Source organism: Rhizobium sp. P2_G2, assembly GCF_056403555.1.
On record NZ_JBFUFF010000029.1, the window covers coordinates 66,129 to 77,866 of the forward strand.

General features: G+C 59.4%; 14 protein-coding genes. 3 read left to right on the top strand and 11 right to left on the bottom strand.

The window, feature by feature from the left end; translation table 11 throughout:
• Nucleotides 1-17 precede the first annotated feature (17 nt).
• Both AC1D06_RS20720 and AC1D06_RS20725 read right to left on the bottom strand, forming a co-directional pair.
• On the bottom strand, nt 18-1,049 hold the full coding sequence (locus AC1D06_RS20720) for a glycosyltransferase family 4 protein (RefSeq protein WP_477987714.1): 1,032 nt from the start codon (nt 1,047-1,049) through the stop codon (nt 18-20).
• Between the two features lie 82 nt (nt 1,050-1,131).
• Entirely contained in the window at nt 1,132-2,040 is a 909-nt protein-coding gene (locus AC1D06_RS20725) for a sugar kinase (RefSeq protein ID WP_477987715.1), read from the bottom strand.
• A 109-nt stretch (nt 2,041-2,149) separates the two neighbouring features.
• On the opposite strand from AC1D06_RS20725, the gene bglA reads away from it, so the two are divergent.
• Nucleotides 2,150-3,796: a beta-galactosidase BglA gene (gene bglA / locus AC1D06_RS20730; protein WP_477987716.1), complete on the top strand. Its 1,647-nt coding sequence runs from the start codon at nt 2,150-2,152 to the stop codon at nt 3,794-3,796.
• A 170-nt stretch (nt 3,797-3,966) separates the two neighbouring features.
• Complete coding sequence (locus AC1D06_RS20735) at nt 3,967-4,947, top strand: polysaccharide deacetylase family protein (RefSeq protein ID WP_477987736.1); 981 nt, start codon at nt 3,967-3,969, stop codon at nt 4,945-4,947.
• Nucleotides 4,948-4,966: 19 nt separating this feature from the next.
• Here the strand turns inward: AC1D06_RS20735 and sbmA are convergent, their stop codons facing one another.
• From sbmA to AC1D06_RS20760, 5 genes are all read right to left on the bottom strand, one after another.
• Entirely contained in the window at nt 4,967-6,256 is a 1,290-nt protein-coding gene (sbmA, locus tag AC1D06_RS20740) for a peptide antibiotic transporter SbmA (RefSeq protein WP_477987718.1), read from the bottom strand.
• 201 nt (nt 6,257-6,457) lie between these two features.
• Complete coding sequence (locus AC1D06_RS20745; RefSeq protein WP_477987719.1) at nt 6,458-7,090, bottom strand: hypothetical protein; 633 nt, start codon at nt 7,088-7,090, stop codon at nt 6,458-6,460.
• A gap of 32 nt (nt 7,091-7,122) precedes the next feature.
• Complete coding sequence (locus AC1D06_RS20750) at nt 7,123-7,497, bottom strand: hypothetical protein (RefSeq protein WP_477987721.1); 375 nt, start codon at nt 7,495-7,497, stop codon at nt 7,123-7,125.
• Between the two features lie 82 nt (nt 7,498-7,579).
• The gene (gene map / locus AC1D06_RS20755; RefSeq protein WP_477987722.1) at nt 7,580-8,329 is read right to left on the bottom strand and encodes a type I methionyl aminopeptidase; all 750 of its coding nucleotides are present in this window, start codon (nt 8,327-8,329) and stop codon (nt 7,580-7,582) included.
• Nucleotides 8,330-8,376: 47 nt separating this feature from the next.
• A complete protein-coding gene (locus AC1D06_RS20760; protein ID WP_477987723.1) occupies nt 8,377-9,444 on the bottom strand; it encodes an LLM class flavin-dependent oxidoreductase in 1,068 nt (355 codons plus the stop codon).
• A 160-nt stretch (nt 9,445-9,604) separates the two neighbouring features.
• Here AC1D06_RS20760 and AC1D06_RS20765 point away from each other — a divergent pair, with 160 nt between their 5' ends.
• Entirely contained in the window at nt 9,605-10,237 is a 633-nt protein-coding gene (locus tag AC1D06_RS20765) for a LysE family translocator (protein ID WP_477987725.1), read from the top strand.
• On the opposite strand, the gene AC1D06_RS20770 is transcribed toward AC1D06_RS20765, so the two are convergent.
• From AC1D06_RS20770 to AC1D06_RS20785, 4 genes are all read right to left on the bottom strand, one after another.
• Complete coding sequence (locus AC1D06_RS20770) at nt 10,234-10,656, bottom strand: PIN domain-containing protein (RefSeq protein WP_477987727.1); 423 nt, start codon at nt 10,654-10,656, stop codon at nt 10,234-10,236. The two genes, AC1D06_RS20765 and AC1D06_RS20770, sit on opposite strands and share 4 nt — an antisense overlap.
• Nucleotides 10,656-10,913 (bottom strand): type II toxin-antitoxin system Phd/YefM family antitoxin, encoded by a 258-nt coding sequence (locus AC1D06_RS20775; protein ID WP_477987728.1) that lies wholly within the window; start codon nt 10,911-10,913, stop codon nt 10,656-10,658. The genes AC1D06_RS20770 and AC1D06_RS20775 overlap by 1 nt, the downstream gene beginning before the upstream one ends.
• An 88-nt stretch (nt 10,914-11,001) precedes the next feature.
• On the bottom strand, nt 11,002-11,547 hold the full coding sequence (locus AC1D06_RS20780; protein ID WP_477987729.1) for a GGDEF domain-containing protein: 546 nt from the start codon (nt 11,545-11,547) through the stop codon (nt 11,002-11,004).
• Nucleotides 11,514-11,738, bottom strand: a 225-nt coding sequence (locus tag AC1D06_RS20785; RefSeq protein WP_477987731.1) for an ISAzo13-like element transposase-related protein, incomplete at its 5' end; no start/stop codon positions are given. The genes AC1D06_RS20785 and AC1D06_RS20780, both read right to left, overlap by 34 nt.

Below are 11,738 nucleotides of genomic sequence, written 5' to 3' on the forward strand. Positions count from 1 at the left end.
TTGAACGATAGAAAACGCTATTCAGCCGCCATCTGCACGCCATTGGCGAGCATGATGTTTTTCAGGAACTGGTGGGTGGCGGCTTCCCATGTAAAGGTCTCGGCCAGCTCGCGGGCAGCGATGCGCGAGCAGGTGAGCGCCGTCAGGCAGGCTTGCCGCAGGTCTTCGTGCAATGCGCCGGCGTCGGCATGGCCGCCGAGAATGTCGGCCGGGCCGGTCACCGGATAGGCGGCCACCGGCACGCCGCAGGCGAGCGCTTCCAGGATGACGTTGCCGAACGTGTCGGTCCTCGACGGAAAGACGAAGACATCGGCCTGGGCATAGTGCGCTGCCAGTTCCTCGCCGAACTTCGCGCCGGTGAAATGCACGTCCGGATAGGCTTTTTGCAGCTTCTCGCGGTCAGGACCATCGCCGACCATGACCTTGCTGCCGGGCAGTTGCAGATCGAAGAAAGCGGGAATGTTCTTCTCGACCGCGACGCGCCCGACCTGCATGAAAATCGGCCGGGGCAGGCCGAATGGCTGTTCGATCAGCGGCTGCGGCACATAAAGGCTGTGATCGATGCCGCGTGACCAGCGTTTCAGGTTGCGGAAGCCGCGGTTCGACAGTTCGCTCTCAAGGCTCTGGGTTGCGACCATGCAGACATTGCCGGCATTGTGGAAGCGGCGCACGATGCCGTAGAGCATGCTCTGCGGCAGCGGCAGGCGCGCGGACACATATTCCGGGAAACGGGTGTGATAGCTGGTCGAGAACGGCATGCGCCGCTTCAGGCACCATTTGCGTGCATAATAGCCAAGCGGCCCCTCGGTGGCGATATGTACGAAGGAAGGCTGGAACTTGTCGATTTCGCGCTCCACCGTGCCGTAGCGCGTCAGCGCGATGCGGATTTCCGGATAAGAGGGCAACGGAACGTTATAGAAGCGGTCCGGAGTTACCAGCATGATCTCGTGGTTGAGACGACGCATTTCGTCGATCGTGCTTTCGAGGGAGCGCACGACTCCGTTCACCTGCGGATGCCACGCATCCGTGACAATCGTAATTCTGGCCATCTCGCCCCGCAACGTGGCCCGAGTCAGCTGGCGGGCCGGTCTGGCGATGCTTTTCTAATGATTTTGTTACAGGCGTATGACGTCAAAGGCCGAGATTTTCACGGGCGATCAGCGCACCGGGATGGCCGATGACGGCGGCGGCGACACGCGCGGCAAAAGCCGCTGCGACTTCGGGCGCATCGCCCGCTGCGAGCCGGGCGAGATAGCCGCCATTAAAGCTGTCGCCGGCCGATGTCGTATCGACGACGTCAATGACCGGGAAGGCCGGGACGTGGGTGAACCCGCTTTCGGTGGCGATCGTGGCACCCTTGGCGCCATCCTTGACCACGACAGTGCCGGCGCCGAGCGCGCGATAGCGGCGAGCCGTCGCCTCGACCGAGCCATCGCCGAAATGCGCGGCCTCATCATCGAAGCCGGGCATGACGATCGAGGCGGCGCAGGCGCCGTCGGAGATCGCGGCCAACATCTCCTCCCTGCTTGCCCAGAGCCGGGGCCGGATGTTCGGGTCGAAGGCGACGATCTTGCCTTTGGCCTTGTGTTCGGCGGCGACCGAGAGCAGCGTCTGGCGCGCTTCGGGCGCGAGGATCGCCAGCGTGATGCCGGAGAAATAGATGACCTCCGCGTCATCCATTGCCCTCGTCAGCGCCATCCGGTCGTCGGCGAGACGTTTGGCCGCAGAGGCGCTGCGCCAATAGCTGAACGAGCGCTCGCCTTTGTCGAGATGGATCATGTAGAGGCCTGGGCTGAGGCCGGGAATGCGGCGGATATAGCCGCTATCGATGCCGGCGCCCGCCATGAATTCGAGCATTTCGCCGGAGGCCCGGTCGTCGCCGAGGGCGGTGAAATAGGCCGTTTTCCAGCTTTCCGGCAGGAATGCATGCGCATACCAGGCGGTGTTGAACGTGTCGCCGGCAAAGCCCTTTCGCATCGTGTCGCCACCGAGACTGGCAAGCTCGATCATGCATTCGCCGATGGACAGGAAAACAGGCATGGAAAACTCCGGGGCGGGACGGCTGGCAATTCGGTTTCGTCGGTTTACGGAATCGCTTCGGCCCGGTAAAGGGTTGGAATAGCATTCCTCAGCCTGATGGGAGAGAAATATGAGCAAGGCGAGCCGCGCGCAGAAATCCAATCCCGATTGGTGGCGCGGTGCAGTGATCTACCAGATCTACCCTCGCTCCTTTCAGGACTCCAACGGAACCGGCATCGGCACGCTCAAGGGGATCGCGGAGCGCCTGCCGCATGTCGCATCGTTGGGCGTCGACGCCATCTGGCTGTCGCCGTTCTTCAAATCGCCGATGGCGGACATGGGTTATGACGTGTCGGACTATTGCGATGTCGATCCGATGTTCGGCACGCTCGAAGATTTCGACGCCGTTGTCGCCGAGGCACATCGCTTGGGCCTGAAGGTGATGATCGACCAGGTCATCTCGCACACGTCCGACCAGCATCCCTGGTTCAAGGAAAGCCGGAAGAGCCGCGACAACGAGAAGGCGGATTGGTATGTCTGGGCCGATCCGAAGCCGGACGGCACAGCGCCGAATAACTGGCTGTCGATCTTCGGCGGACCGGGCTGGGAATGGGACGGCGTGCGGCGCCAATATTACCAGCACAATTTCCTCACCTCGCAACCGGACCTCAATTTCCACAATAAGGAAGTCCAGGACGCCGTGCTGGCCACGGTCAAGTTCTGGCTGGACCGGGATGTCGACGGATTCCGGCTCGATACGGTCAACTACTATTTCTGCGACAAGGAACTGCGCGACAATCCACCGGTGCCGCGCATCGAAGGCTCGGCCGATGCGCCTGATACCAACCCCTACAGCTTCCAGGATCACCTCTACGACAAGACGCGTCCGGAGAATATCGGCTTCCTCAAGCGCTTCCGGTCGCTGCTCGATCAGTATTCGGACCGCGCGGCGGTGGGCGAGGTCGGCGATGGCTATCGCTCTCTGTCGACCGTTGCAGCCTACACGTCCGACGGCGACAAGCTGCAGATGTGCTACACCTTCGACCTGCTGTCACCGGATTTCTCCGCCACCCATATTCGCAAATGCGTGGTGGGGGTCGAGACGCAGGCGCCGACCGGCTGGATCTGCTGGGCATTCTCCAACCATGATGTCGTGCGCCATGTCAGCCGTTTCACGCAGCCGGGCGACGATCCCGTTCATATCGCCAAGATCGCTCTCACGGTGATCGCCTCGCTGCGCGGCTCGCTCTGCCTCTACGAGGGTGAAGAGCTCGGGTTGACGGAAGCAGAACTCGCCTTCGAAGATCTGCGCGATCCCTATGGCATCCGGTTCTGGCCGGCTTTCAAGGGTCGCGATGGATGCCGCACGCCGATGGTCTGGGAGGCAGACAAGCCGAATGCCGGCTTTACCACTGCCAAGCCCTGGCTGCCGGTACCGAAGGCGCATCTGCCGCTGGCTGTCGACCGGCAGGAGGGCCTGCCGGACTCGGTGCTGACGCACTATCGCGACACGCTTGCCTTCCGCAACGCACATGCGGCGATGGTGAGTGGTGACTTCGCACTGCTGCAGGTCAATCAGGATTTGCTCGTCTTCACCCGCAGGAAGGGCGACGAGGGCCTGCTGTTCGTCTTCAACCTGACGCGGCAGCCACAGACATATTCGATTCCCACCACGATCACGCTCAAAGAACAGCTCGAAATGCCCGGCTTCAAACCGAAGCTCAGTGGCAGGTCGATCTCGCTATCGGCGCTGGACGCTTTCTGCGCACGGATTTGAACGCGGCTCGTCGCTTGCCTTGATCCGAACACTCTCCAAGGAGGCGTGATTGTGACGCCTTCTATGCTGATCACGTGCGCGAGGATCAAGGCAACGAAGATTGAAGGCGCAAACATCAAATCTCCGTAATTTCGCTTGAGAGTCAGCGGCTTCCGCAATCAAGCCGGTCGATCATGCGCCTTCTTCTTTCCACCGCCCTTTCGCTTCTCGCCGCATCCGCCATTACTGTCCAGGCCAAAGAAAAACCCAAACAGCTTGTCATCATTTCGTTCGATGGAGCGCATGACAACAAGCTCTGGGTCCGATCGCAAAAACTCTCGGAAAAGACCGGCGCGAAATTCACCTATTTCCTCTCCTGCACCTATCTGATGAGCCCGGACGAGCGGCATGTCTATCAAGGGCCGCATCAGAAGCGCGGGCGCTCCAACACCGGCTTCGCCCAGACGAAGGAAGAAGTGCGCGAACGGCTCGGCTATATCTGGGCGGCGCATCTGTCAGGCCAAGATATCGGCTCACATGCCTGCGGCCATTTCGATGGCCGCGACTGGTCGAAGGCGGATTGGACGCAGGAATTCGACGATTTCACCAAAACCCTCCTGAATGCCTGGAAGGCCAATGACGATGCCGCTAATGAACCGAAGGACTGGGCGGCCTTCGTCAATCACGACATTATCGGCTTCCGCGTGCCCTATCTCTCCTATGGGATGAGCCTGGTGCCGGCACTGAAAGCGCATGGCTTCCGTTATGATGCCAGCCTCGTCTCCAAGGGACCGGCCGAGCCGGTCGTCGAGGGCGGCCTGACGCGCTTTGCGCTGCCGCGCATTCCCGAGGGGCCGGAGGGCAAACTGATCATCGGCATGGACTACAACATGTTCGCTCGCCATTCGAAGGCGAAGGAAGAGCCGGAGCACGAGAAGGAATTCGAGACGCGTGCGCTCGCCGCTTTCCGCAATGCGTTCAATGAGCAGTACAATGGCGCGCGCGTTCCGCTGCAACTCGGCTTCCATTTCGTCGAAATGAATGGAGGGGCTTATTGGAACGCGCTGGATGCGTTCCTCACTGAGACCTGCGGCAAGCCCGATGTCGCTTGCGTGAACTACGCGCAGGCGATGGAGATGATGGGCAAGAAGGCGGATGGGTCCGCCTTCTGATGTGAGGTCAGGCTTTCGCTTAGATAGCCTCTGCTGTGGATCCGTCAGGATTTATGTCAGCTTGTTGTGCCTCGATAAATTTTTGATCGAGGCTTGGCAGGGGCTCATCCCGAATCTGCGCTTCAAATGCCTTAAGGCGTTTCTGAACTGAAATCAGTTTGATAATGTCCGTCCAGGAGTTCACCAAATATTGAAAAGAGTTAGATACGTCTCCAAATGCGGACGTGATCTGCTGCATGATACCAAAGCCGAATGCAGCAGCCGACAATGATGGAACCAGTAGAAAAGATATGAATATTGCGTCGGTTTGAATGTAGAGATACCGCGCCACGTTGAAATATAGATAGTTTCCGAAGAGACGAAAATAGCTTTTCCTAACGTTGTCATATAGATTTTTCACCGTCGGAGGTTGCGCGCGATCGTGGTGATCTTCACCGTAGACTAGTTCCTTCCGAAACGCTGCCTCTACCCTTTGGTTTTGGAATTCGAGGCCTGGCAGGCGAATACCAAACAGCCAAAGAAGGAGAGTACCAAATACCGACCAGAGTATTGATGCCAGAATAAGCGGATGCCAAACTTGGCCAATGAATGGCCATTCCTTGACGTATTTCTCCAACTGATAAAGCAATGGCAAAAATGCGACCAGTGTCATGAATGAGGTTACGAAGCTAGTCCCTAAATCCTCCACATAGCTGGCGAAATCGCGAGTATCTTCCTGGACTCGCTGGCTTGCACCTTCGATGTGGCGCACGCGGGGCCACAAACTGATATAATAGTTGCTCATCGCCGTGCGCCATCTAAAGACGTAATGGCTTACGAAGAAAAGTAATATTACAATGACAACAATGTATACGCTTGCTATTTGGAGAAAAACTAGAAGAAGGTCGTAAAATTGCCACGGATCGACCGTTTTTATGCCTGGTTTGCTGAGCGCCTGTTGCACTAAATCATAAAACGGGCGGCGCCAACGATTTAAAGCGAGAGATACATCTACGTTAAAATTCATAACTATAAGAATAAAGGCTGTTCCCCAAAGAGACCATCCTCGCCATTCGCATTCACGCCCATAAAACTGCCAGAATGCGCAAAAGGCGGCAATCGAAAAGACAAAATATGAATAGTACCAACGCGAATCCGGAGTTATGAAGTAGCTCAGACCGACCGGTTTAGCCTCTTCATCCATAGGCGGCATGCCGAGTTGGGCGCCAAGCCACTTCCAATAGATGTACCAGAAAGCAATCACTACGATCGCCCAGACTATTGCACTTAGGAGAAGAATCTTGGGCTTAGGGAAAAAGGTGTGAAACAAGACGCAGGGTCTCCGCTATTGCTTCGCAGCGGGAGCACGAAGCAGTTATTTTTGCGGGCGACCCTAGTGCAGAAGACTAGCTGTCGCAATGGGCGGATCGAAAGCTAACAGCATTGTAATCTCACAGTCACGCGCTGATTATCTAAGAGACAAAAGCAAAAAGGGCCGGAGTTTCCTCCGACCCTTCCTAACCACCTCCGGTCAGCGACCGGCGCGCCTGCGGTAGCGCCGCTCATCCAGTTCGGCAATGTCACCGGGGGAAACAGCCGGCGTCGCCGTGAATGGCGGGGCATCGACGTCCTCGTCAAAGCGTTCCCAGCCGGTTTCGGCATAGGTTTTGCGGCGGCCTTCCAGGTCGACCGGGGTGTGGCGGTCGAGAATGGCCTCGGCCTCGGGCACGCGGTCGTCATGGACGCGGACCGAAACCAAGGTGCCGCCGCGGCGGACGCTTTCGGCATAGACATGCGCGTCGGCCTCGCTGATGTCGGAGCCTTTGAGCGCGCCGATGAGGCCGCCGGCCGCGCCGCCGACCACGGTGCCCGCTGCTGCGCCTGCCACCAGCGACACAAGCCAGCCGGCCGCGACGACCGGGCCTATGCCGGGAATGGCGATCACGCCGAGCCCGGCCAGTAGGCCGGCGCTGCCGCCGGCGATCAAACCGAGACCGGAGCCTACGCCCATACCCTCCGCAGCGGGCTTCTCGCTGCCGTCGACATAGCCCGGGTCGCGCGACACGATGGTGATATCATCGGAGGCGACGCCCGATTCCTTGAGTGCCGCCACCGCATCTTCTGCCTGGCGGTAGGTATCGAAAAGTCCTGTCACAACTTTCATATCCGTGTCCTTTCCGTCTTAGCGTTGGATCATCACTGAGCCTTGGTGACCTCCGCGGCGACATTGCCGCGAAAATCGAGACCGACGGCGACGCGTATCGCGCCTCGATTGGCCATGCCGCGCCAGATGCCCTGGGCGTCCTGCTTGAGCGGGCTGATATTGGTGAAGCCCGCCCCCTCGATCCGCGATCGCGCCTGGCCTTCGGTGAAACTGTTGGCGCCTGGTATGAGCTTGTTTTCGGGGATCGCACCCGTTTCCTCGCCTGAGACCGCAGGCTGCTCGATGATCCGTTGGATCGGCTGCTGTGCAGGCTTGGAGGCGTCAGAATTTGTATCCGCCTGCTGCGCAAAGGCTGATGATGCGGCAGTGCATGCGCCGATCATCAGGGCAAGGGCTCTCGTCTTCATCTGGGGGCCTCCTCTCCTGGTCCTCACATTTAGAGCGAAAGCTAAACTCGGCAGGCGCAGATAGGTTCCGATATTTCGTGGGCTACTCGGCGAGCGTGAGGATGATCGGGCCGTTTTTCGTTGCCACGACAGTGTGCTCGAATTGCACGGTCAGTGCCTTGGGCTCGGCCAGCAGGGTCCAAGGATCGTCGCTGCCTTCGGCCCATTGGGCGCCGAGCGACAGGAAGGGTTCGACAGTAAACACCTGCCCATCCTCGATGATCCGCCGTTCCGCCGGGTCCGGCCAGGTGGCGAGTTCGGTTGGCTCCTCATGCAGCGACAGGCCGACGCCGTGGCTGGCGAGGTTCTGGATCAGCGTATAACGGTTCTTGGCCGCGAAGACGCCGATCGCCTGGCCGATTCTGGCATAGGGCTGGCCGGATCGGACTTGGTTGAGGCCGGCCCAGAGCGCCCGTCTGCCGTCGCGGCAGAGTTTATCGGCCTTGCCCTGAGAGGGCGGCAGGACGAAAGATGCGCCGGTATCGCCGAAATAGCCGTCCTTCACCGCTGAGACGTCGATATTGATAAGATCGCCGGGCTGCAGGACGCGCGAGCCGGGAATGCCGTGGGCCACTTCCTCGTTGACGCTGATGCAGGTGGCGCCTGGAAAGCTGTAGCAGGTTTCCGGCGCCGATTGCGCACCGGCATCCTCCAGCAGCCTACGGCCGATTCGGTCGAGCTCGGCCGTGGTCATGCCAGGCTCCATGGCGGCGRCCATCTTCTGCAGCGTGATCGCGCAGATGCGGCCGATATCCCTGAGTTTCTGCAGTTCGGTATCGTTGGAAACAACCATGTTGCACTTTGTCCTGAGCCTGCAGGCTCTATCGCCTGCTTCGGCTTTCAGGTCAATGTAAGCAATTCGGGGGTCGATTTCGAGCCAAGCGCATCGCGAACGATGGGTGCCACCTTGGTGCCGTAGAGCTCGATGCCGCGCATGATCTGGTCATGCGGCATCTGCCCGATCGCCATCTGCAACAGGAAGCGGCTGTTGTTGAAGATCTCGTGATGGACGATGATCTTTCTGGCCACCGTCTCGGGATCGCCGATGAAGAGATTGCCGTTCGGGCCGGTCGAACGGTCATATTGCGCCCGGTTCGACGGACCCCAGCCGCGCTCGCGGCCGATGCGGTTCATCACCGCGGAGGACGGGCCGTAGAACTGGTCGACCGCCAGCTGGTCGGTGTCGGCAATGAAGCCGTGGACATTGATCGAGCTTTGCAGCGCCGCCGGATCGTGCCCGCCCTGCTGGCCGGCGCGACGATAGAGATCGAAGAGCGGCGCGAACCGTGCCGGCTCGCCGCCGATGATGGCGACCGCCAGCGGCAGACCCATAATGCCGGCGCGGGCGACCGATTGCGGTGTACCGCCGACGGCGATCCAGACCGGAAGCGGGTCCTGCAGCGCACGTGGGTAGACGCCGCGATCGCTGATCGGCGCCCGCGTTTCGCCAGACCACGAGACTTTTTCACCTTCGCGGATCGCCAGCAGCAGATCGAGCTTTTCAGCAAACAGTTTGTCATAGTCGTCGAGATCGTAGCCGAACAGCGGAAAACTCTCGATGAACGAGCCCCGGCCGGCCATGATCTCGGCGCGGCCATTGGAGATCAGGTCGAGCGTCGCATATTGCTGGTAGACGCGAACCGGATCGTCGGAACTGAGAACGGTGACGGCGCTGGTGAGGCGGATATTCTTCGTCCGCGCCGCTGCGGCCGAGAGCAGCATGCTTGGCGTGGAGGCGACATAATCCGGCCGATGGTGCTCGCCAAGGCCAAAGACATCAAGGCCGACCTGATCGGCCAGCTCGATTTCCTCCAGCAATTCCTTGACGCGGCGCGCGCCTTCGATACCGCGCTGCCCCGCCTCGGGCTCGGGATTGACGTCCGCAAATGTGTAAAGGCCGAGTTCCATTCCGCTCTCCAGATCTGATCGCGCCAACATGGCGGCAGCGTGTCTTGGTTTAAAGAGCAGCGCGACGAAACAGAGCGTTCGTTTTTGAAAAAAACGTCGAGCCGCCCGTTGCCAAGCAACCGAGCCTATGGATTAGTCTGGTTTTTAACGGGAGAACCTCATGTCCATCGAACATTGGCTGGCCTTTTGCGCGGCATCCGCCGTCCTGCTCGCGATTCCCGGTCCGACGATCCTGCTGGTCATTTCCTATGCGCTGGGCCATGGCCGCAAGGTCGCTGGTGCGACCGTTGCCGGCGTCACACTCGGCGACTTCACTGCGATGACCGCCTCCATGCTCGGGCTCGGTGCGCTGCTCGCGGCATCGGCGGTGATCTTCACTGCGCTGAAGTGGGTCGGCGCGGCCTATCTGATCTATCTCGGCATAAAACTCTGGCGGGCACCAGTGGCGGCAGGGTCGGGCGATGCCGAAGACGCGCCGGTGAAGGCGGAAAATCCACTACGCATTTTCCTGCACGCCTATCTGGTGACGGCACTGAACCCGAAGAGCATCATCTTCTTCGTCGCCTTCCTGCCGCAGTTCATCGACACGACAAGGCCGGTGGCGGGGCAATTGGTGATTTTCGAGATCACCTTCCTCATTCTGGCGACGACCAACGCCACCCTCTATGCACTGCTCGCCGCCATGGCCCGAAAGCAGATCCGCAAACCGCGTGTGCAGCGGGTTGTCAACCGCGCCGGCGGAACGCTGATGATCGGGGCCGGGCTGCTGGCTGTGGGGTGGAGGCGGGTTTAATCGGGCTCCCAAGGATTGATCACCCGCACCGGAAGCTCCTCAAAGTCGCGGACGTTGCGAGTGACGACGGCATAGCCATGATGTTGCGCCGTGGCTGCAATAATCGCATCGCGATAGGGACGAGTCCTGAGCTCCATCATTTCGGCAAGCAGCAGCGCCACCTGCTCATCAAGCGGTAAAATGCGTCCGGCGAACGAGGGCACGATCGTTTGCGACAGCCATATGTGAAGGCGCTGCGACTCCGCTGGGTTCCGGCTTGCCAACTTGAGGATGCCGATTTTTATTTCGTAAACGGTGATTGCCGACAGGAAGACATTGTTACTGGGGATTGACAAGGCCCATTGAACAACCGCCCTGTCGGCTCGGCCTGAGCTTATTTTGCGAAGCTCGGATATGACATTCGTGTCGAAAATGTACATCAATCGAATTCCGCGGGCTTGAAGCCCCAGTCGGCGTCCTCGATCTTTGGCGGATCGAAATCGATATCGTCGTCTGCATCCATCGAAAGCAGTTCAGCAATGCTTTTACCCTGCCTCGTGAGTTTGACATATTCGTCATATGCGAGGAGCACGTGGCTGGGCTTGCCGCGATCTGTAATAATGACCGGACCCGATTCCGAAAGCTTTTTGGCTTTGCCGGTATCCTGATTGAATTCCCTGCTGGACATCACGGACATGTTTGATCTCCAAATGTAGATATGTTCCTACATCATTCTACATCCTGAGGCAAGCAAGTCGTGAAGAATGGGATCATCTGGGTGTCTATCACCCAAGAGCCTCGCGAGGCTGCTGTTCGGCCTGATCGTCCAGCAGCCCCGATCCGTCGACGACGCAGTTGCGGCCTTGGCCTTTCGCCTTATAGAGCGCGCGGTCCGCCTGGTGCAGGATCGTTTCCGGTTCAATCGAACCCGTCGCATGCCAGGATACGGCGCCGATGCTGACCGTGGCGACGTGGTTCGGGCTGCCGCCATGTTCGATCATCAGCTCAAGCACTGCTTTGCGAATCTGCTCGGCAACGAATATCGCGCCCACTTCGTTCGTGTCCGGCAGGAGGACGGAAAACTCCTCGCCGCCATAGCGGGCAACGACATCGCCCGGCCGCCGCACCGAATTCCTGATCGCCTCCGCAATCCGCTTCAGGCACTTGTCGCCGCCGGGATGGCCATATTGGTCATTATAGGCCTTGAACCAATCGACATCGATCATCAGCAGCCCCAGGAACGTCTTGTCGCGGCGGGCGCGTCTCAATTCCCTAAGGACGGTTCGGACAATAAGCGCTACATGTTTCTTGGTGTGATAGTGTAGTTCCACTCCGGATGGAACGGGTCGCCTATGATATTGAGGCTTGCCATCTGGGCATTGGAGACCTTGACGCCCTTTTGGTAGGTGCGGGTGTCGATGGCGCATTCAACCTTGAGGCCGGTCGTTGTCGTGGTTGCGCCGATCAATTCGACCACGGCCATGCGGCTTTCAAGCGGCCGGCCGCGCCAATTCTGGGTGAT